The following is a 20,526-nucleotide window of genomic DNA, read 5'->3' as shown; positions in this document are numbered from 1 at the left end:
GCGGTTTGCGGCACACTGACGGATTCCGCCCGTGCTTACAAACGGAATGCCTGGTTTGTGGACGGCGGTTCCGGTGGCCACCCGGGATTTTTGAGTATTTGGAAAGAGAAGAAGATACGAATCCTGGCTCTTCCATGTTGGAGGCTTGGGCGCGGCCGGTTCCGCGATGGTTCATTTGCCGAACCGGTAGCGCCTGTGGCAGTTCTGGCAGGTCCGCTGCAAGGCTTCGATGCCGCGGCGCAATGGCTCGGGTGCCTCGGTCTGCAGGGCTGCTGCGGCGGCTTCGCTGCGCGCGGCCGCCTTTTCGAACCCGGTCCAGTCGGCCCAGACCTCGGGGCGCGCGCGCGAGTCCGGATCGCTGTTCTGGAATTCGAAATGGATCGGAATCGCCGCCGCGTCCTCGCGGAGCAATCCGGCCAGACGGGCGGCCCGGTCGGCATCAAAGACGGTCTCGCCCCGGGCCATCGCCACCAGCGTGGTGCTGGCGTCCCGGATCTGCAGCATCAGCCTGTGGCGCTTTATCACGTCGGTGGTCTGCACCCCCGGCAGGGCAACGGCGGCACCGGCAAAGATCAACGGCACGAGGGCGGCGCTGAAGCGCATATGCATCGGGAAATCCTGTGTTCTGCTCGCAACTCAATGTGTCCGGCATGGCGTCATTGCGGATCGCGCCCCCGGTTCTGGCGCACTTCTGGACACATGTTGCCGTGACCGCAAGGCCCCGCGCCATTCTTCCGGCCGTGGCGCAGGGCCTTGCGGCTGCCGCCGCGGCGGACTCGACTCGACCGGCACTCCTGACTAGAACATAATGGGAACATTTAATCAGGCACTGCCATGCCGCCACGCCGAATCCTCTCTCTCTGGTTCCCGCGACTGGGTGCCGAACGCCAGATGCGGCAGACGCCGCATCTGGGCGATTCGCCATTCGCCGTGGTCCGCGACACCGGACAGACGCAGCTGCTCTGCTCGCTCTCGCCGCTGGCGTCACAGGCCGGTCTGCGGATCGGCCAGCCCCTGCGCGATGCCCATGCCATATGCCCCACCCTGCTGACACGGCTTGAAAACCCGCATGTCGAATCCGCTTTTCTTGACGTTCTGCACCGTTGGGCGGGCAAGTATTCGCCCTGGGTGGCACGGCAGGATCCCGACGCGCTTGTACTCGATATCACCGGATGCGCGCATCTGTTTGGCGGCGAAAAGGCTCTGGCGGAGGGCCTCCAGCGCGACTGCGCCGACCTGGGCTTGTCCGTACATCTTGGCATCGCCGACACTCTGGGCGCGGCCTGGGCGCTGGCGCGGTATTCGGCTCGTGACGATTCACCCCGGCGCACCGGCGATGCCATCGACCAGGAAGCCCGCGCCACCCGCGCCCGGGCCGGAAAGCGCCGCCACTGGGAACGCGGTGGCAGCGCCCCGGTGACGGCCCCGCCTGCCGCAGGCCCCGGAAGAATCGCGCCCCCGGGCAAGCCGCATTCCGTGCTCTCGTCCCTGCCCATCGCCGCGCTGCGGCTGGAGCCTCTGACGGTGGAGCACCTGACCCGCCTTGGACTGCGCCGCATCGGGGATCTTCTGGGCCAGCCCCGTGCCGCCCTCGCCCGCCGCTTTGGCAGAGAGCTGGTGCTGCGCCTCGACCAGGCCATGGGCAGCGCCCCGGAACCACTGACCCCCGCTGCCCCGGCAGAGCATTTTTCCACCCGGCTCAGCCTGCCCGATCCGATCGGGCTGGAATCCGACCTGCTGGCCGCGCTGGACCGGATGCTGCCGACCCTGTGCCGGCGGCTTGAAAGGAAAGGCACCGGCGCCCGCACCCTGCGGTTCGAGGTCTACCGCACCGACCAGACCATGCAGTGGGTCACCGTCAGCCTTGCCCGCCCGGCGCACGACCCGGACCGGCTGCGCCCGTTGCTGGCGATGAAACTGCCCGAGATCGAGGTCGGCTTCGGCATCGACATGATCCGCCTTGATGCCATCCGCACCGAACCGCTGCATGGTCGCACCCGCACCGGCCATCTGGCCGCAGGCGCCGCCGTCGCCACCCGGCTGCAGGCCAACACTTCCCTCGATGACCTCATGGGCCGGATTGGCGCCCGCATCGGGCTCGAACAGATCACCCGGCGCCACCCCGCCGCCAGCCATTTGCCGGAAAAGTCCGCTCTGACCCTCGCCGCGGCCTGGTCCCCGCCCGCCGCCCACTGGCCAGAGCCCTCTGCGCCACGCCCCTTGCTGATCTGGCGCCCGGAACCGGTGCAGGCTGCCGACACGGTCGCGCCCCCCGTAACCTTCCGCTGGCGTGGCCGCGACTTTGTGACGTCGGCCGCGTCAGGCCCGGAACGCATCGCGCCGGAATGGTGGTTCGACGATCCCGACTGGCGCAGCGGGCTGCGGGATTACTGGCGCATCGACACCGACCGGGGCGACCAGCTCTGGCTATACTTCGCCCATGGTGCCGGTCTGTCACCAGGCTGGTTCTGCCACGGCAGCTTTGCCTGAGATCGCGCGACCGGGCCACAGGCGCGCCCGCCGCCCCCAGAGCGTCAGGGTGCAACCGGCGCCGCGGTGTGCCCGCAACGCGGGCAGACCGGGACATCCGGCCCCGGCACCGCCGGGTCCGTTTGGAAAGAGCTTGATTTGACCGGCGTTCGGCGCGACTCTGAAACCATGAACAGCCTCACGCCCTTTCCCAGGTCACAAACCCTGCCCGAACAGGTGGCGTTCCACCGCACAGAGCTGTCGCTGATCCTTGGACTCTACGGGCGCATGGTCGCCGCCGGTGAATGGCGCGACTACGGCATCTCCTCCCTGCGCGAGCTGGCGGTGTTCTCGATCTTCCGGCGGGCTGCGGAAAACCCGCTCTACCGGATCGAGAAACACCCGAAACTGCGCAGCAAACAGGGCCAGTACGCCGTCGTCGGAATGGACGGTCAGATGCTCAAGCGCGGCAATGACCTGAAGCTCGTCCTCCGCGTGCTTGAACGCAAGCTGATCCGGTCCATCGACTGAAGGCCCCTCTCCTCAGGTGCCCCCGGCTCCTCAGGCGCTCCCGGCGCGCCCCGCCATCACGCACAGCAGTTCGAACATGATCGACACCCCCAGAAAGGCTGTCCCGCCCGAGGCATCGAACGGCGGCGAGACCTCGACCATGTCCGCGCCGACGATGTTCAGCCCCTCCAGCGCCCGAACCACCTGCAGCGCCTGATAGGAATTCGGCCCGCCGACCTCGGGCGTGCCGGTGCCGGGCGCAAAGGTCGGATCGACAAAATCGATGTCATAGCTCACATAGGTCGCGCCCTCCCCGGCGATGCCGCGCGCCTCCTGCATGACGTCCGCCACACCGCGGTCGTGAAACTCCTCGATGGTGATGATGCGGATACCGACGGAGCTGGCAAAATCCTTGTCCTCGGTGTCATAGGCCGTGCCGCGGATCCCGATCTGCACAACCCGTTTCGGGTCCAGCAGACCCTCTTCCACCGCGCGGCGAAACGGCGTGCCGTGGGTGTACATCGTGCCACCGAAATAGCTGTTGAAAAGGTCGGTGTGGCTGTCGAAATGAATCATGCCCAGCGGGGCCGCACGCCCCAGAGACCGCAGGATCGGCAGGCTGGACAGATGGTCCCCGCCGGCCGTCAGCGGCAGGATGTCCGCGGCCAGAAGCTGGTCGTAGAAGGCGGTGATCCGGGACATCGAGTCCTGAATGTCCGCCGGATTCGGCGCGACATCTCCGACGTCGGCGCAGGCCAGCACCTCGAACGGCCGTACCCCGCTGACCGGATGTTCCGCCCGGATCATGGTCGAGGCGTCGCGCAGCTGGCGCGGCCCGTGCCGCGGTCCCGGGCGGTTGGTTGTGCCGCTGTCCCAGGGCACGCCGACCAGCGCCACGTCCAGCTCGCCAAAACGCGGATGACCGGGCGCCACATGCGGCAACCGCATGAAGGTCGGAATGCCGGCAAAACGCGGCAGATCAAATCCTGACACCGGGTGGAAGAATGCATCACTGGTCATTTCAAAGCGTCCTCAATCAGCCGGGCATGCCGGATCACCGGCCCGTCACCCTGTGTTTCGATCCGGGTCAGCGCCGCGGCCAGCGGTTCCAAGGCCACCGCCATCGCATGCACATTGGCATGCAGCAGCATGTCCGGGGCCGCGACCCAGCCCACATGCCCCTTCCAGAACAGCAGATCCCCCCGGCGCGGCGCGGTGCCCTTTGGCAGCGTCCGTCCGACACTGGTTTCCTGCAGATCACTGTCACCCGGGCAGGCCTGTCCGCAAGCAGCCAGCGTCGCCTGCACAAGGCCGGAGCAGTCGATGCCAAAGGCGCTGTTGCCGCCCCAGAGATACGGCGTGCCCAGCAGTTTTTCAGCCTCTGCCACCGGATCGGAAGCGGTTGTGCCCAACGGGACCAGATGTGCGCGCGGCACATAGCCCACCCTGGTCGCGACGAATCTTTCGACCGGGTCCGGGGCGTCGGTCACAACGTCCAACTGCGCGCCATAGCTCAGCGTCATGACGTTGGTCGATTTGAAATCGGGCAGGCTGTAGACATGTGTGGCGCGCGCGTCGACCCGGTGGGTCGGCACCGGGGCCACCCCCAGCGACCTGACCGGCACATAGCCGACATAACCGTCCGCCGCGGCCTGCACAAAGGCCCAGCCCTCGTGTTCGTCATAAACCGTGACCGCCGCACCGAACAGGATCTGCCGGTCGCGTGCCCCCGCCGGTGCGCGCAGCAGATCGACCACCGGGACAACCACGCGACGCGGCTCTCCGGCGCTGAAGTGCGCGGCCTCGATCGACCCGCGCAGATGTTCTGCCGCGACACGGGTGTTGGCCGGTGTCAGGCGCCGGTCATTCACAGCGCCAGCAACCCGGGCAGCGCATCCAGAATGGCGCGCGGTCCCTGCAGGAAACCGCCCTTGCTGCGACCGGGCGCAGGCGCGGGCTGCCAGCCGTAGATGTCAAAATGCACATAGGACGGCGTGTCGGTGACAAAGCGGCGCAGGAACAAAGCGGCAGTGATCGACCCGGCAAAGCCCCCCGAAGGCGCATTGTCGAGATCGGCAATCCCCGGTTCGATCATCGCCTCGTACGGATCCCAGAACGGCAGGCGCCACAGTGGGTCGGCCGTGCGCCGCCCGGCCTGCTCCAGTCCCGAAGCGATGGCATCGTCATCGACATAGAATGGCGCAAGGTCCGGCCCGACAGCCACCCGCGCCGCGCCGGTGAGCGTCGCCATCGAGATCAGCAGGTCCGGCTTTTCCTCGTCCGCCAGCGCCAGCGCATCCGCCAGCACCAGCCGCCCCTCGGCATCGGTGTTGTTGATCTCGACCGTCAACCCCTTGCGCGATGTCAGAATGTCCTGCGGCCGGAAACTGTTGCCCGCGATGCTGTTCTCGACCGCCGGGATCAGCACCCGTAGTTGCAGTTGCAGCCCCAGCGCCATGATCATCCGAGCAAGGCCCAGAACATTGGCGGCACCGCCCATGTCCTTTTTCATCAGGCCCATGGAACTGCCCGGCTTGATGTTCAGCCCGCCGGTATCAAAACATACACCCTTGCCCACCAGCGTCAGCTTTGGCCCGGTCTCCCCCCAGCGCATGTCGATCAGGCGCGGGGCATCTGCCGATGCCCGGCCCACCGCGTGGATCATGGGGAAGTTCTGTTCGAGCAGCGCATCCCCCGCCGTCACCGCGACCCGCGCGCCAAACACGCCCGCCAGATCGCGCGCGGCCTGTTCCAGCGCCGTCGGCCCCATGTCCGAGGCCGGCGTGTTGATCAGATCACGGGTCAACGTCTCGGAAACCGCCAGAATTTCAACCCGCGCGGCGTCAATTCCTTCGGGCGCGACCAGAGCCGGCACCTCGGGTGCCGCGCCGCTGTATCGGGTGAAGCCATAATCACACAGCAGCCAGCCCAGCGCCTCGCGCGCGGCATCCTCGGGCGGCAGGCCGTCTGCGATGCGGTAGGTGCCCGGCGCCAACTGCGGCACGGCGCCCGCCAGCGCAAAGCGACCGCGCGCCCTCTGCTGTGCGGTGCCATAGCCGATGAGGGCGCGCTCGGGTGCCCCATCCGCGCCGGGAACCATCAACGAGGTGCCCAGGCCCGCCCTGAAACTGCTTGCCCCGACCCAGGCCCGTACCCGGTCCGACTGTTGTGCGGTCCAGGATTCGACAGTGCCGGGTTCCAGCACATGAAGCGGCAGGGTCCGCGCGTCCGGGGCAGCAAAGGCAAATGTCATCAGGGACCCTTTCGTCGCAAGAGGCCCTTACCCTATCCGCACCATCGGCACCTGCAAGGGGGTCAGATGGAAAGATCCTGAAGATCCCAGACGGCTGTCAGGGACTGCTCGCCCAGGCGGGTGAGCCGGAACAAGGTTGCAGCCAGCGCCACGCGATCGCCATCGTCGATGCAGCCCACGACACAAGAGCCGACACGCGCCAGCCCCATCATCCCGATCTGTTCGGCAATCGCCAGCAACGCCCGGGTATTCTTGCGCATTTCCTTCCAGTCGCCCTGGCGGAACAGGCGGTCAATATGCGCAAGTCGCACCGCAAGCTCCTCCATCGCGCGACACAACACATCCTCGGCCGCGTTCGGACCCAGTTGCGAATAGAGAGCGTCCAGACGGTCCGGATCCAGACGCGCATTTTCCAAGGGTGCAAGCACCGTTACCTGTTCCAACTTCCCATCCTTTGTCCCACGCCCCCACGGCGGAGGTCACGATACTCTTGGTGCGGTTCCCAAAAGGTTGAGGCCGGAACAGAATGTCTCTCGAATTCCTGTCGAATTGCGCATATTCCGGTACGGACGGACACAGACCACGAGGACGCCATGATGAGTGCAAAGCCATTGCCCACCTATCTGCTCCAGCGCTATCACGGCTGGAAAGCGACGACCTATGCCGAGAACCGTGCCTGGTACAAACGGCTGGCGACCGAAGGGCAGCGCCCGCGCGCCATGATCATCTCGTGCTGTGATTCCCGGGTGCACGTGACATCCATCTTCGGTGCCGATCAGGGGGAGTTCTTTATCCACCGCAATATCGCCAATCTGGTGCCGCCCTATGAACCCGATGGCGCGCAGCACGGGACATCCGCCGCGGTGGAATACGCCGTGACCGCGCTCAAGGTGTCGCATCTGGTGGTGCTGGGGCATTCGAACTGCGGCGGCGTGCAGGGCTGCCTGGACATGTGCTCGGGCAAGGCGCCGCACCTGGAAGAGACGTCAAGCTTTGTCGGGCGCTGGATGGATTTGCTGCGCCCCGGATACGAGCGGGTCAAGGATGAACCCGATGCCGCAACGCAGGTTCGCAAGCTGGAAAAGGAAGCGGTGCTTGTCTCGCTTGAAAATCTGATGACCTTTCCCTTTGTCCGCGAGGCGGTCGAGAATGGCGGCCTGACGCTGCATGGTCTCTGGACAGAGATTGGCGAGGGCGGGCTGGAATGGTACGATCCCAAGACCGGGCAATTTTCGCCGGTCGGACAGGCCTCCGCCTGACATTCAGCCCAGTTCGCCGGTGGCCCCGTCCCGGTTGGCGATCACATGTGCACGCCCCAGCCGGGCGGCGAGGCTGCGCAACGGGCTGCCCAACACGGTTCCGGTGCAGAGCGCCTCGCGGGTATCGAGGTTGAGCAGAACCATGTGCCCATCGCGAAATGCGATGTCGTACCCCTTGCTGACCAGCCGCTGGCGCAGATCGGACCAGTCGCGGGCCGTTTCAAAGATCGGCAACAGGAACCCCCGCATCAGCGAAGCTGTTTCGCAATCGAGTCCAATGCCGGGATGAGGGACCGGAGCGCCGGTCGGCTGGTGCTGTCTGAGAGTCTGCATGATCGGTTACCTTGTAAATGGAACATGTCGTTACGCTAACAAGGCATTCCGGCGCCAATAGGGCCGGATCGGACCCATGTGGTCGAGAAGTTGCCACGGTTGCCACAATGTATCCGCCTTCGCGAACTCTCTGTCAGACCTGCCGACATTCGTGATCCGGCCCGTTGGTGCCACAACCGCGCTGGCTGGATCCTGGCCCGCAGGCTGGCAATCCGGAAGCGGTACCAAAACAAAAGCGGGACGCCCGAAAGCGCCCCGCTGATGGATGGAAACGGTCCGGCCCGAGGGCTCGGTGGAACCTGCTCAGCCTTTTTTCAGCGCGCGGTTGCCAAGCGTCTCGGCAATCTGCACCGCATTCAACGCCGCGCCCTTGCGCAGGTTGTCAGACACGCACCAGAAGCTCAGGCCGTTGTCGATGGTCGAATCCTGACGGATCCGGCTGATGAACGTGGCGAAATCGCCCGCGCATTCCACCGGTGTGACGTAACCGCCGTCTTCGCGCTTGTCGACAACCATGATACCCGGCGATTCGCGCAGGATGTCACGGGCCTCGTGCTCGTCCAGGAACTCTTCGGTCTCGATGTTCACCGCCTCGCCGTGACCGACAAAAACCGGCACCCTGACGCAGGTCGCCGTCAGCTTGATCGACGGGTCGAGGATCTTTTTGGTCTCGGCCACCATCTTCCACTCTTCCTTGGTCGACCCGTCATCCAGGAAGACGTCGATATGCGGAATGACATTGAAGGCGATCTGTTTGGTGAACTTCTTGGGCGGCACGTCGTCGGTCGGATTGTAGACGGCCTTGGTCTGGTTCCACAGCTCGTCCATGCCTTCTTTGCCGGCACCGGAAACGGACTGGTATGTCGACACCACAACGCGTTTGATCCCGGCGCGGTCGTGCAGCGGCTTCAGCGCCACAACCAGCTGCGCCGTGGAACAGTTCGGGTTGGCGATGATATTTTTCTTGGAATAGCCCATGATCGCATCGGCGTTCACCTCGGGTACGATCAGCGGCACGTCGGGATCGTAACGGTAAAGCGACGAGTTATCGATCACCACACAACCGGCCTTTGCCGCGATCGGCGCGTATTTCTTGGTCGCGTCCGAGCCGATGGCAAACAGCGCCATGTCCCAGCCGGTGAAATCGAAGGTGTCGAGATCCTGCGTTTTCAGAGTCCGGTCGCCAAAGCTGACTTCGGTCCCCAGCGAGCGGCGGCTGGCAAGCGCTGCAATTTCGTCGACGGGGAATTCCCGCTCGGCAAGGATGTTCAGCATTTCGCGGCCAACGTTCCCGGTGGCCCCGGCGACAACAACTTTGTAGCCCATGGTGGCTCCTTTTTTTCAATCCTGCGCCCTGCAATGGTGCAGGCGCGGCTTGGGCGCTGCATACCGCAGGCAGAAGGGCTGCGAAAGAGGGTCTTGCCAACCCCTGTGAACAGGGGACCTGCTTGGATTTTAAGCGCCGCAGCGAATCATCGCAGTCAGGGGAAGAATCTGTCCGGGCTCGCCTTAAACTGTTGAAATGCCCGCTTTCAGCGCGCAAGCGATGATAAACTAGAGACAATTTGCCGGGGCCTGTGCTATGAGACGCTGGAGATCGGTGGATTCCTGCCAATTTCTGCAGGTGCAGCATTTCTGCCTTGTCTAATGTTTGAGCGGACGCATAAAAGTTGGAAGTTGATTTGCGGATTCGTGTGAAGAGGTCACGCCCTCTGGGATATAAGAAACTGGCCACACCGCGCGTTCGCGTCGATAGATTATACTACGGAAGAATGCTGCGTTGGCAGCGGGGGACAAGTTTCGATGTTATATAAGATTGCGACATCACTCTCGCGAACCCAAAAGCAGTATTTGTTCATGCTCACAGACGCCCTGATGATGGTGGTTGCCATGGGCGCGGCGATGATGCTCAACGCGCGGATCAATGTGGATGCCGCCGCCCTGACAGCCGCTGCACCGCTTATCGGTGCCATGCTGCTGGCCACTCTGGGGATGTCGTTTTACATCGGACTGCCGCAGATCAAGTTGAACGCCTACGAGATGCGGGGCGTGTTGATGACGGCCGCTCTGTCCGGCAGTGTCGCACTGGTGGGTGCCTGCCTCAACGGGCTCGTCGCGCCGAACATCCCTTACGAAGTGTTTTTCATCTTTGCGTTGCTGTTCCTGTTCGTGGCCGCCGCCTGGCGCGTGACGCTGCGCCACTGCGTCATGAAGATCTACCGCCGGGGCCAGAACCGGATGCGGGTTCTGATCTATGGTGCAGGCCAGACCGGGCAACAGCTTGTCGCTGCGCTGCGCACGGATGACGCCATTCAGCCAGTCGGCTTCATCGACGACAATCCCACCCTGCAAAGCCTGCGCGTCGCGGGCCTGCCGGTGCATTCCCCCGCCAAGATCAAGGAACTGATTGTCGAGCGGCAGATCGACCGTGTCGTCCTGGCCATGCCGTCGATCAGCCAGTCCCGGCAGGCCCGCATTGCTCACCGCCTGCGCGAAATCGGCTGCGAAGTGCATGCGCTGCCGTCGTTTGCCGAACTGGTGGGCGAAGGGGATCTGCGCAAGCGCGTGTCTCCTGTATCACTCAACGATCTCCTGGGCCGCAACCGGCTTGAATCCGAACTGCCCGGCGTCAGCCACGCCTACTCCGGCCGCCGCATCCTGATCACCGGAGCGGGCGGCTCGATTGGCTCCGAACTGTGCCGCCAGCTGATCGCCTGCAAGCCGGAATGTATCGTGCTGCTCGATCACTCGGAACTGGCGCTTTACAATATCGACAAGGAACTGCGCGAACTTGCGACCAACCTGCAGATCGTGCCGATCCTTGGTACGGTGATGGACGAGGCCAAGATGCGCGAAGTCCTGTCGGCGCATGACATCGACGTTGTCCTGCACGCCGCCGCCTACAAACATCTGCCGCTGGTCGAATGCAACGCCATCGCCGGTCTGCGCAACAACGTGATCGGCACCAAGATCCTTGCCGATGCCGCCCGGGATGCCGGGGTCGAACGCTTCATCCTGGTCTCGTCGGACAAGGCCGTGCGCCCGACCAACGTGATGGGCGCGTCCAAGCGGCTGGCCGAACTGGTGGTGCAGGATCTCGCCACGCGGTCGTCGGGAACGCGGTTCTCGATGGTGCGTTTCGGCAACGTTCTCGGCTCGTCCGGTTCGGTCATTCCGCTGTTCGAGGAACAGATTGCCCGTGGCGGCCCGGTGACCCTGACCCATGGCGCCGTCACCCGCTACTTCATGACGATCTCCGAGGCCGCGCGCCTTGTTCTTCTGGCAGGCTCTTTCGCCAGAGGTGGCGATGTCTTCGTGCTCGACATGGGCGACCCGGTGCCGATCGCCAAGCTTGCTCGCCAGATGATCGAGGGAGCAGGCTATTCGGTAAAGGACTCGGACAATCCGGACGGCGATATCGAAATTCAGATCACCGGCCTGCGCCGGGGCGAAAAGCTGCACGAAGAACTGCTGATCTCGGCTGACATGCTGACCACGCCGCACACCAAGATCCTGCGCGCTCAGGAAAGCTATCTGTCCGAGATCGAGATGGCCAACGCCCTGAAGGACCTGCGCCGCGCAATCTCGCAACTGGACGAAGCCGGCGCAAAAGCCGTGATCGCCCGTTGGGTCGAACGTAGCGCCGAACCCGAGCAGGCCGAAGAAGCGATCGTCTGACAACCAGCCGTTGCCCGGGTGTCGGCGGGTGGGACGGTGCCCCGCCCTTTCAGAAATCCCTGGACCCCGGCAGGTTCACGCCGCGGCAGCGGACTGCCTACCGCCCCGGAATATCGTCGCGTGTGCCCATCAACTGCCAGCCATTGATAGCCGCCTCGGCCTCTTCGGCGGTCTCCACAAAGCGGAAAAGTTGCAGGTCTTCTTCGGAAATGGTCCCGGCCTGCGCGAGCGCTTCCCAATTGATGATTTTCTCCCAGAACTCACGTCCGAACAGCAGGAACGGCACCCGCCGCATGCGCCCGGTCTGGATCAGCGTCAGCGCCTCGAACATCTCGTCCAGCGTGCCGAAACCGCCAGGAAAGACGCAAATGGCACAGGCCCGCATCAGGAAATGCATCTTGCGGATCGCGAAGTAGTGAAAATTGAAACACAGATCCGGCGTCACATAGGCGTTGGGCGCCTGTTCATGCGGCAGCACGATGTTCAGCCCGATTGAAACGCCGCCCTCGTCCTCGGCCCCACGGTTTCCTGCCTCCATCACGCCCGGACCACCCCCGGTCACAACCACAAAATCCCGGCCGCCCCCGTCCAGCGACTTGCGTGTCATCCGGCGGGAAAAATCGCGTGCGACCTCGTAGAAATGCGACAGTTCCGCCAGGGTCTGCGTACGTGCGGCCGCTGCGGCCTCGGGTGCGGGGATCCGCGCGCCACCAAACAGCACCACGGTGGAATCGATGCCGTGTGCGTCCAGCGCCATATCCGGCTTGAGCAATTCCAGTTGCAGCCGCACCGGACGCAGTTCTTCGCGCCCGAGAAACTCTTCGTCGGCAAAGGCCAGCCGGTAAGTCGGAGCCCGGGTCTGCGGCGTATCGGGAACGTGCTTGGCAGCAGCGCGGTCGATATTGGCACCCCGCATCGGGCTACGTCGATCGTCATTCATGGTCTGGCCTTTCGTCTCTTTGCCCCTGCGTATAGCGTCTGCCCGGCAATCGCCAGACAAGAGGAGCGCAAGATGAGCTGGGCCACAGAAATCAGCGACGCCGCCGACCGCATCCGCCCGCACATCGTGCAGACACCACTGCTGGACACGCCCGCGCTGGCAGACCTGCCGGTTTCGCTGAAGCTGGAACAATTGCAACACACCGGCAGCTTCAAAGCCCGGGGCGCGTTCAACACCCTGCTGTCACACCCCGTACCAGAGGCCGGGATTGTCGCCGCCTCGGGCGGGAATCATGGCGCCGCGGTCGCCTTCGCCGCCCGAAAACTGGGGTACAGGGCGACAATCTTCGTGCCTGAAATCGCCGGCCCCGCCAAGATTGCGCAGATCAGATCCACGGGCGCCGACCTGACTGTGGTGCCCGGCGTCTATGCCAATGCCCTGGAACAGGCCCGCGCCTTCGAAGCCCGGACCGGCGCCATGCAGATCCACGCCTACGACGCCCCTGCCACGGTCGCCGGTCAGGGCAGCTGCTTTGCCGAATGGGACGCGCAGGGGCTCGATGCCGACACGGTGCTGATCGCGGTCGGCGGCGGTGGCCTTCTGGCCGGTGCGCTGGCCTGGTGGCAGGGCAGGCGCAACGTGATCGCGGTCGAACCGGAAAACGCCTGCGCCCTGCATGCCGCCCAACAGCTCGGTGCGCCCACGGATGTCGAGGTATCCGGAGTCGCCGCCAACGCCCTTGGCGCCCGCAGGATCGGCCAGATCGCGTTCGATCTCGCTACCGACACCCCCAGCGTCCTTGTCACCGACACCGCCATCACCCAGGCCCAGAAACGTCTCTGGCAGCAGCATCGCCTTCTGGTCGAACCGGCAGGCGCCGCAGCGCTTTCTGCTCTCACCTCGGGGGCGTATCGGCCCGCCGCCGGCGAACGCGTCGCGGTGCTGATCTGCGGCGGGAATCTCGCAACAGACCCGCTGGCCTGATCGCCGCCGGCTTCTCCGGGAGAAAATAACCCGGAGGAGGCCGCGCCTGCGCGGGCGGGGGGCAGCGCCCCTGTCCCCTTTCGCATCTTCGCAAGGCCTGGGGCGCGGCAAATTCCGGCGGGGTCGGCCCCCCTCCCTTCGGGCGCATTGCCCGACGCCACCGCGGCAGGTATAGGGCTGGCAAACCTACGCCACGTCAAGGAGAGACAGATGTCCAACGCCGACCTCGAAACCGCCATCGAAGCTGCCTGGGAGGCCCGCGACAGCATCACCCCACAGACCACGGGTGACACCCGCGACGCGATCGAAACCACTCTGGCCGCGCTGGATTCCGGCACGCTGCGCGTGGCGGAAAAGCAGGCCAATGGCGACTGGCACGTGAATCAGTGGGCGAAAAAGGCCGTGCTTCTGGGATTCCGTATCAAGGACATGGAGGTTCAGGACGGCGGCCCGCAGGGCGGCGGCTGGTGGGACAAGGTCGACAGCAAATTCGCAGGCTGGCAGGCCGCCGACTGGAAAACCGCAGGCTTTCGCGCGGTGCCGAACTGCATCGTGCGCAAGTCGGCCTATATCGCGCCCGGCGTGGTGCTGATGCCCTCCTTCGTGAACCTGGGCGCCTATGTCGACAGCGGCACCATGGTCGACACATGGGCCACCGTCGGATCCTGTGCGCAGATCGGCAAGAATGTGCACCTGTCCGGCGGTGTCGGGATCGGCGGCGTGCTGGAGCCGATGCAGGCCGGTCCGACCATCATCGAGGACAACTGCTTTATCGGCGCCCGCTCCGAAGTGGTCGAAGGCTGCATCGTGCGCGAAGGCTCGGTTCTGGGCATGGGTGTCTACATCGGCAAATCGACCAAGATCGTCGATCGCGAAACCGGCGAATTCACCTATGGCGAAGTGCCGCCCTATTCGGTGGTCGTCTCTGGCTCGATGCCCTCCAAGAACGGCGTGAACCTGTACTGCGCGGTCATCGTGAAACGTGTCGACGCGCAGACACGCTCCAAGACCGCGATCAACGAACTGCTGCGCGACTGACACGGTCGGACGGGCCGCAGCCCTTCTGAAACACGCGGATGGCCGACCTGTTCACACAGTCGGCCATCCGGACCTGACAGCCGCCGGCGCCCGATCCCCGGCGCGGCAGGGCCCCGGCGACGCACGTCAGTGAAACAGGCGCTGGACGCCGGACACCGATCTGGGGCATGGGTGGGCGAAACGCGGACGCAGAGGACAACCCACATGACCAAGGACAAGCCTTCGCGGCAATCGGTCTATACCTTGCTGGTGGAAGTCGGCCGCAAGACCGGTGACGGTCTGCCCAAGGATGCGACCGGTGCCGCGCTGATGTGCTACGCCAGCGGTGTGGACGAGGCCGAAGCGGTGCGCGAAACCGTCGCGATCCTGAAACAGGCCGATATGGCGCCGCTGGATGTGACCGGCTACGGCACCGAAGCGGAACGCCGCGCCGAAGGCCACGAGATCGACGCTGACGAGGCCGAGCTCATGGCCCGGGCGCTGGCCGAAAATTCGGTCATTGTGGCCCAGGTCACTCCGTTCTTCGACAAGTCCTGACCTGGTCGCCTATGCCACCCGTGCTTCGGCCAGGGTGATGGCCTCGAACGGGCGCAGCACCTGATACCCCGCACGGTGATGTGCGGGCATCAGATGGCGGGGGCAGTCGGCCAGCAGGGTTGCCGCCAGCCGCTCGCGGTTGCGTCCCAAACGCCCGGCGTACAGGCTCTCCATCGCGGCGCCGGCGACGATCATCGCTTCGTTCCCGGGCAACAGCAGATGCGCATAGCGGACCAGCCGGTGACCTTCCTCGAACACTGCGGCAAACCCGTTCACCAGACTGATGGCGGGCACCAGAACCGCCTCGCGCCCAAAGATATACTCGACTTCCGAACCGCCGATGACCAGCCGCTGATGGGGGGCGACCACCACATCGCGGGCCAGACCAAAATAGGGGGCGCGCAGCCGCACCGGACGGAACGAACCCAGCGCAGGCACGGTGCGCGCCACCGTATGCAGCACCGGCACCACAGCGTCATCCCGGCTGAACACCGTGTCGCCGAAACGCAGGTCACGCAAGGCGCGATAGCCCCTTGGCGTTGCCACCGGCACCCCGCCGGTCAGCGACGGCATCGGCCCGATCGGCTCGACCGCGTCACTGACGGCAAAGAACACCACATCGCGGTCTGTCTCGCACAGTTGCGGGCGCCGGGTCATGGTATAGACATCCTCTAGCATCAGCGGCAGCGGCGCGGGTGTGAGGATCTCATCCACCGTGTCCGCTTCGGGCCGCTCCACCACCAACCGCCCCCAGCGCTGCGGACCATCCCAGCTGAAAGTGATGCGCAGGACGTCAGTGCGCGCATCCCGCTTGTAATCCAGCACGGTGTGGAACACGTCGTCGGCCTGGCTGAGCACCAGGACCAGCCCGCCGCCGGGAATGGCCTGCAACGAGATGCCCCCGGCCCAGGGATAGCGCCGCTGGTAGGACAGCAATGTCTGCGGTCGCCCCTCTGGCGACAGCCGCGTCTCGATCAGCAGCGAACCGCGTGCCAGCAGGTGATCGCGCCGCACCTCGGGGCTCTGGAACATCTCGGGACAGACCCAGTTCACCCCGCCACCCGAGATCGCAACCCAGGTCATCCTGCCCTCCGACATCTGATGTCGGGCGCAGACAAACCTGAAAACCTGACTGTGCTCATACCCATACCCCAGCCGGTCAAAGCAACCAGCGCTTCGCTGCCTGCCCGGGGGCAGGAACCTGACCGGCGGTTTTGTAGCGGTACTGCTGCGCGCCCTGCCCCGGGCTTGTTGTTTGCGCCAATGTATCACGACCTTGGCCGACCTGTTAAGGCCCTGTTTCGAGACGCAAGGCTTCGCTTTCCGGCAATCACCGGGCCAGAGGCAACCCGGAGTGCAATTGCCACGGCAAGGCGGCTGGGCTACCTGCTGTGGCACCCTGTCCCGACGGAGCCCCGACATGCACATTGATCCTGCCGAACTGACCGCCGCCCTGATCGGCTGCCCGTCTGTCACTCCGGAGGAGGGCGGCGCGCTGGTGCATCTGGACGCCGTGCTGACCAGGGCCGGGTTCACCTGCACACGGGTCGACCGCGGCGGAGTCTGCAACCTTTTTGCCCGTTGGGGCGACAAGGGCCATGCGCGCAGTTTCGGTTTCAACGGGCATACCGATGTGGTGCCGCTGGGCAATCCCGCCGACTGGACCGTCGCCCCCTTTGGCGCCGAGGAGAAGGACGGTTTCATGTATGGGCGCGGCGCCACCGACATGAAGTCCGGCGTTGCCGCCTTTGTCGCCGCTGCCGTGGAATTTGTCTCGACCACCCCCCCCGACGGCGCGGTCATTCTGGCCATCACCGGCGACGAAGAGGGTGATGCCGCCGACGGCACCCTGGCCCTGCTTGACTGGATGAAAGACAGCGGCGAACAGATGTCTCACTGTCTGGTGGGAGAGCCGACCTGCCCCGACCACATGGGCCAGATGATGAAAATCGGCCGACGCGGATCGCTGAACGCGCATTTCACGGTTGTCGGACAGCAAGGCCATTCGGCCTATCCGCAGCGCGCCCTGAACCCGATGCCTGCCATCGCGCGGCTGATGGACCGACTGGCGTCGCACACGCTCGACACCGGCACCGCCCATTTCGACGCCTCGACTCTGGCAGTGGTGACCATCGACACCGGCAACCCGGCCACAAACGTGATCCCCGCCCAAAGCCGCGCAACGCTCAACATCCGTTTCAACGACAGCCACAGCGGCGCCAGCCTGTCCGACTGGCTGCGCACAGAAGCGGCGCAGGTGGACGCGGCCTTTGGTACAAGGACCGAGGTGCAGATCAGGATTTCGGGCGAAAGCTTTCTGACGCCGCCGGGACCGCTGTCCGAGCTGATCGCTCGCGCCGTCACCGCGGAAACCGGCGTCACACCCGAGCTGTCGACCAGTGGCGGCACATCGGACGCGCGATTCGTCAAGGATCACTGCCCGGTGGTCGAATTCGGTCTGGTGGGCAAGACCATGCACCAGGTCGATGAACGGGTCGAGGTGGCGCAGATCCACCAGCTCAAGGCGATTTACGGCCGTGTCCTGCGGGACTACTTTGCACAATGACCCTGCGGATCGGCGTGACCCGCGATTTTGAACCCTGCCGCGCCCTGCGCATTGCCGTCTTTGTGCAGGAACAGGGCATATCGCTTGCGGAAGAATTCGACGACACCGACGCCACGGCACGGCACCTTCTGGCCGAGCTTGACGGCACCCCGGTCGGCACCGCGCGGATCTTTGGCGTCGGGGGCACCGGCTGGATCGGCCGGATCTGTGTCCTGCCATCCGGGCGCGGTCACGGTGTCGGTGCGGCGCTGGTCACCCGCGCCATGGCCCTGCTGCGGGCGGATTCCGAGGTGCGCGACATTGCCCTCGGCGCGCAGGTGCACGCGATCCCGTTTTACGAAAAGCTGGGCTTTGCGGTGGCGGGACCGATCTATGACGACGCCGGCATTCCGCACCGCGAAATGCGTCAGCCCGCCTGACGCCGGGGACACCCGAACGTTCATCCTGATCGATTCATCTTTTCGGGGCGGCGTCTTCGCCCGTGACGTCTCCTGCGCCGCATGCTACGCCAGCGTCATGAGCATGCTGCCAACAAAATCGGACATCCTCGCCTGGATCTCCGAGCACCCGACACTCACCGCGAAACGCGATATTGCCAAGGCCTTTGGGATCAAGGGGGCTGCGCGCATTGATCTCAAGCGGCTGCTGAAAGAGCTTGAGTCAGAGGGCCACCTCGAAAAGCGCCACAAGACCTATCGCGACCCGGACCGCCTGCCCCCGGTCAGCGTTCTGCAGGTCCTGGCGCCGTCGCGCGATGGCGACCTGTTCGCCAGGCCGCTTGAGTGGCAGGGCGAGGGACGCGAGCCCGTGGTTCTGGTCATGCCGCGCGCCTCGGACCCGGCATTGGGCGAAGGCGACCGCATCCTCGCCCGCCTGCAGGTGGTGCAGGCCGAAGATCACAACTATGAGGCACGGCTGATCCGGCGCATCGGCTCGAACCCGAAAAAGATCGTCGGCATTTTCCGCAAGACGTCCGAAGGCGGGAGGATCCTGCCGATCGACAAGGGCGCGGATACCGAGTGGACGGTGGCAGCCGACGCCACGGGCGGCGCCCGCGAAGGGGAACTGGTCGAGGCCGAACAGGCCGGACCGTCGCGCGTCCGCATGGGGAACCCCAAGGCACGCATCACCCTGCGCCTTGGCGACCCCAGCGAGCCGCGTGCCGTGTCGCTGATCGCGATCCATCAGCATGGCATTCCGGATGATTTCCCCGACGAGGTGCTGGCCGAGGCTGACAGCATGAAGCCCGCGGGGCTGAAGGGCCGCAAAGACCTGCGCGACCTGCCGCTGATCACCATCGACCCCTCGGATGCGCGGGACCATGACGACGCCTGCTATGCGCACGCCGATGACGACCCCAAGAACCCCGGCGGCCATGTGATCTGGGTCGCGATCGCCGATGTCGCGCATTATGTCCGCCCGGGCACCGCGCTGGACCACGAGGCGCGCAAACGCGGCAATTCCAGCTACTTTCCGGACCGCGTCGTACCGATGCTGCCCGACCGGTTGTCCGGTGATCTGTGTTCGCTGCACGAAGGCGTGCCGCGCGCCTGTATCGCCGTGCGCATGGTGATCGATTCGACGGGCAACAAGCTGGGCCAGACCTTCTGCCGCGGCCTGATGCGCTCTCCGGCGTCCCTGCATTATCAGCAGGTGCAGGCGGCCATCGACGGGCAACCGGATGCGCAGACCGAACCGCTGCTCGAGGACGTTCTGAAACCGCTTTACGCGGCCTATGGCGCGCTGCGCGAGGCGCGCGAACGCCGCCAGCCGCTGGACCTTGACCTGCCGGAACGCAAGATCGAATTTTCCGACGACGGCAAGCTGACCGCCGTCAATTTCTCGGTCCGGCTCGATGCGCACAGGCTGATCGAGGAATTCATGGTGCTGGCCAACGTCGCCGCCGCCGAGACGCTGACCGCCAGGAAAACCCCGTTGCTGTTCCGCGTGCACGAGGAACCGCCGCCCGAAAAGCTTGAAACCCTGCGCGAAGTGGCCGCCGCCTCGGGCCTGCAACTGGCCAAGGGGCAGGTCCTCAAGACCGCGCATCTCAACAAGCTGCTGCACGACGCCGCCGGGCGCGACGAGGTCGAACTGATCAACATGGCGACGCTGCGCTCGATGACGCAGGCCTATTACTCACCCGCGAATTTTGGCCACTTCGGTCTCGCCTTGCGCTCCTATGCGCATTTCACCTCGCCGATCCGGCGTTATTCGGACCTGGTCGTGCACCGGGCGCTGATCCTGGCGCACGGCTGGGGGGATGACGGGCTGACGCCGCAGGACATCGAGGGCCTTGAAAACACCGCACAGCATATCTCGGACACCGAGCGCCGCTCGATGATGGCCGAGCGCGACACCACCGACCGCTACCTCGCCGCTTTCCTGTCTGACCGGATCGGCGCGGAATTTCCCGGCAAGATCAGCGGTATCGCCAATTTCGGGATCTTCGTGAAACTGGACGAGACCGGCGCAGACGGTCTGGTGCCGATGCGCAATCTGGGCAACGAGTATTTCCATTACGACGCGGCCAGCGCCACCCTGATGGGGGCCGACACCGGCACCGTGATCAGCCTGGGCCAGCGCGTCACGGTCAAGCTGATCGAAGCGGCGCCGGTGACCGGGGGGCTGGCCTTTGACCTGCTGACGCTGGAAGACGTCGAGATGCCGCGCGGCCCGTCGCGGGGCGGCCCCGGACGGCGACGGTCGGGACCACCGACTGGCGGCGGACCCCGGCGCAAGCCCGCCAAGGCCCGCAAGAAGGACGCCAAGGCCCGCACCAAGGTCAAGCGACGGCGCACCTCCTGATCACCTTCGGCCGGGTGTCACGGGACTGTCGCTGTCCAGCCCCGTAGTCCCGGCTTGTCCTGTTCCTTCCGACAGCACGAGCCGGCTGTCTCGGACGATGAGGCGGACGCACTGCGTGGACCGGCTGATGCAAGCCCTGCGCGCCGCGCCG

At 65.2% G+C, this 20,526-nt stretch carries 19 protein-coding genes; 10 read left to right on the top strand and 9 right to left on the bottom strand.

The genetic code is table 11. The annotated features are described in order from the left end of the window. Nucleotides 1–171: 171 nt before the first annotated feature. Nucleotides 172–609 carry a c-type cytochrome gene (locus tag FOY53_RS01140; protein WP_146584821.1) on the bottom strand — a complete coding sequence of 146 codons (438 nt, stop codon included), beginning with the start codon at nucleotides 607–609 and terminating at the stop codon, nucleotides 172–174. A gap of 225 nt (nucleotides 610–834) precedes the next feature. On the opposite strand from FOY53_RS01140, the gene FOY53_RS01135 reads away from it, so the two are divergent. After that, nucleotides 835–2,490, top strand: coding sequence for a Y-family DNA polymerase (locus FOY53_RS01135; RefSeq protein ID WP_146584819.1), 1,656 nt, complete (start codon nucleotides 835–837; stop codon nucleotides 2,488–2,490). 168 nt (nucleotides 2,491–2,658) lie between these two features. Beyond that, nucleotides 2,659–3,000, top strand: a complete 342-nt coding sequence (locus tag FOY53_RS01130; protein WP_146584817.1) for a DUF2794 domain-containing protein — start codon at nucleotides 2,659–2,661, stop codon at nucleotides 2,998–3,000. 30 nt (nucleotides 3,001–3,030) lie between these two features. On the opposite strand, the gene speB is transcribed toward FOY53_RS01130, so the two are convergent. The 4 genes from speB to FOY53_RS01110 form a co-directional block, all read right to left on the bottom strand. Further along, entirely contained in the window at nucleotides 3,031–3,999 is a 969-nt protein-coding gene (speB, locus tag FOY53_RS01125; RefSeq protein ID WP_146584814.1) for an agmatinase, read from the bottom strand. Further along, nucleotides 3,996–4,850 (bottom strand): C40 family peptidase, encoded by an 855-nt coding sequence (locus tag FOY53_RS01120; RefSeq protein ID WP_146584812.1) that lies wholly within the window; start codon nucleotides 4,848–4,850, stop codon nucleotides 3,996–3,998. Before FOY53_RS01120 ends, speB begins: the two co-directional genes overlap by 4 nt. After that, on the bottom strand, nucleotides 4,847–6,232 hold the full coding sequence (locus tag FOY53_RS01115) for a leucyl aminopeptidase family protein (RefSeq protein ID WP_146584810.1): 1,386 nt from the start codon (nucleotides 6,230–6,232) through the stop codon (nucleotides 4,847–4,849). The genes FOY53_RS01120 and FOY53_RS01115 overlap by 4 nt, the downstream gene beginning before the upstream one ends. 62 nt (nucleotides 6,233–6,294) lie before the next feature. Then, nucleotides 6,295–6,675: a hypothetical protein gene (locus tag FOY53_RS01110; protein ID WP_146584808.1), complete on the bottom strand. Its 381-nt coding sequence runs from the start codon at nucleotides 6,673–6,675 to the stop codon at nucleotides 6,295–6,297. A gap of 150 nt (nucleotides 6,676–6,825) precedes the next feature. Between FOY53_RS01110 and FOY53_RS01105 the strand changes: the two genes are divergently transcribed. Further along, nucleotides 6,826–7,491 carry a carbonic anhydrase gene (locus FOY53_RS01105; RefSeq protein ID WP_146584806.1) on the top strand — a complete coding sequence of 222 codons (666 nt, stop codon included), beginning with the start codon at nucleotides 6,826–6,828 and terminating at the stop codon, nucleotides 7,489–7,491. Nucleotides 7,492–7,494: 3 nt separating this feature from the next. Here the strand turns inward: FOY53_RS01105 and FOY53_RS01100 are convergent, their stop codons facing one another. Together FOY53_RS01100 and FOY53_RS01095 are read right to left on the bottom strand one after the other, a co-directional pair. Further along, nucleotides 7,495–7,824: a hypothetical protein gene (locus tag FOY53_RS01100; RefSeq protein ID WP_146584804.1), complete on the bottom strand. Its 330-nt coding sequence runs from the start codon at nucleotides 7,822–7,824 to the stop codon at nucleotides 7,495–7,497. A gap of 303 nt (nucleotides 7,825–8,127) precedes the next feature. Then, on the bottom strand, nucleotides 8,128–9,150 hold the full coding sequence (locus FOY53_RS01095) for an aspartate-semialdehyde dehydrogenase (RefSeq protein ID WP_146584802.1): 1,023 nt from the start codon (nucleotides 9,148–9,150) through the stop codon (nucleotides 8,128–8,130). 477 nt (nucleotides 9,151–9,627) lie between these two features. Here FOY53_RS01095 and FOY53_RS01090 point away from each other — a divergent pair, with 477 nt between their 5' ends. Further along, nucleotides 9,628–11,502: a polysaccharide biosynthesis protein gene (locus FOY53_RS01090; RefSeq protein ID WP_146584800.1), complete on the top strand. Its 1,875-nt coding sequence runs from the start codon at nucleotides 9,628–9,630 to the stop codon at nucleotides 11,500–11,502. A gap of 97 nt (nucleotides 11,503–11,599) precedes the next feature. On the opposite strand, the gene FOY53_RS01085 is transcribed toward FOY53_RS01090, so the two are convergent. Continuing rightward, nucleotides 11,600–12,442: an LOG family protein gene (locus FOY53_RS01085; protein ID WP_146584798.1), complete on the bottom strand. Its 843-nt coding sequence runs from the start codon at nucleotides 12,440–12,442 to the stop codon at nucleotides 11,600–11,602. Nucleotides 12,443–12,514: 72 nt separating this feature from the next. On the opposite strand from FOY53_RS01085, the gene FOY53_RS01080 reads away from it, so the two are divergent. From FOY53_RS01080 to FOY53_RS01070, 3 genes are all read left to right on the top strand, one after another. Continuing rightward, complete coding sequence (locus tag FOY53_RS01080; protein ID WP_146584796.1) at nucleotides 12,515–13,426, top strand: threonine/serine dehydratase; 912 nt, start codon at nucleotides 12,515–12,517, stop codon at nucleotides 13,424–13,426. 210 nt (nucleotides 13,427–13,636) lie between these two features. Continuing rightward, on the top strand, nucleotides 13,637–14,464 hold the full coding sequence (dapD, locus tag FOY53_RS01075) for a 2,3,4,5-tetrahydropyridine-2,6-dicarboxylate N-succinyltransferase (RefSeq protein WP_146584794.1): 828 nt from the start codon (nucleotides 13,637–13,639) through the stop codon (nucleotides 14,462–14,464). Nucleotides 14,465–14,668: 204 nt separating this feature from the next. After that, nucleotides 14,669–15,001: a DUF8846 family protein gene (locus tag FOY53_RS01070; protein WP_146584792.1), complete on the top strand. Its 333-nt coding sequence runs from the start codon at nucleotides 14,669–14,671 to the stop codon at nucleotides 14,999–15,001. Nucleotides 15,002–15,010: 9 nt separating this feature from the next. On the opposite strand, the gene FOY53_RS01065 is transcribed toward FOY53_RS01070, so the two are convergent. After that, complete coding sequence (locus tag FOY53_RS01065; protein WP_146584790.1) at nucleotides 15,011–16,084, bottom strand: Hint domain-containing protein; 1,074 nt, start codon at nucleotides 16,082–16,084, stop codon at nucleotides 15,011–15,013. Nucleotides 16,085–16,421: 337 nt separating this feature from the next. Between FOY53_RS01065 and dapE the strand changes: the two genes are divergently transcribed. The 3 genes from dapE (at nucleotide 16,422) to rnr (ending at nucleotide 20,375) form a co-directional block, all read left to right on the top strand. Beyond that, nucleotides 16,422–17,567, top strand: a complete 1,146-nt coding sequence (gene dapE, locus FOY53_RS01060) for a succinyl-diaminopimelate desuccinylase (RefSeq protein WP_146584788.1) — start codon at nucleotides 16,422–16,424, stop codon at nucleotides 17,565–17,567. Then, a complete protein-coding gene (locus tag FOY53_RS01055; protein ID WP_146584786.1) occupies nucleotides 17,564–17,986 on the top strand; it encodes a GNAT family N-acetyltransferase in 423 nt (140 codons plus the stop codon). Before dapE ends, FOY53_RS01055 begins: the two co-directional genes overlap by 4 nt. A 97-nt stretch (nucleotides 17,987–18,083) precedes the next feature. Next, complete coding sequence (gene rnr / locus FOY53_RS01050; protein WP_146584784.1) at nucleotides 18,084–20,375, top strand: ribonuclease R; 2,292 nt, start codon at nucleotides 18,084–18,086, stop codon at nucleotides 20,373–20,375. Nucleotides 20,376–20,526: the final 151 nt, after the last annotated feature.

It is taken from the genome of Puniceibacterium confluentis, assembly GCF_007923445.1.
GTDB classification, from domain to species: Bacteria; Pseudomonadota; Alphaproteobacteria; order Rhodobacterales; family Rhodobacteraceae; genus Puniceibacterium; species Puniceibacterium confluentis.
Note: the sequence above shows the minus strand (reverse complement) of the source record. Positions and strands in the feature narration are given on the sequence as shown.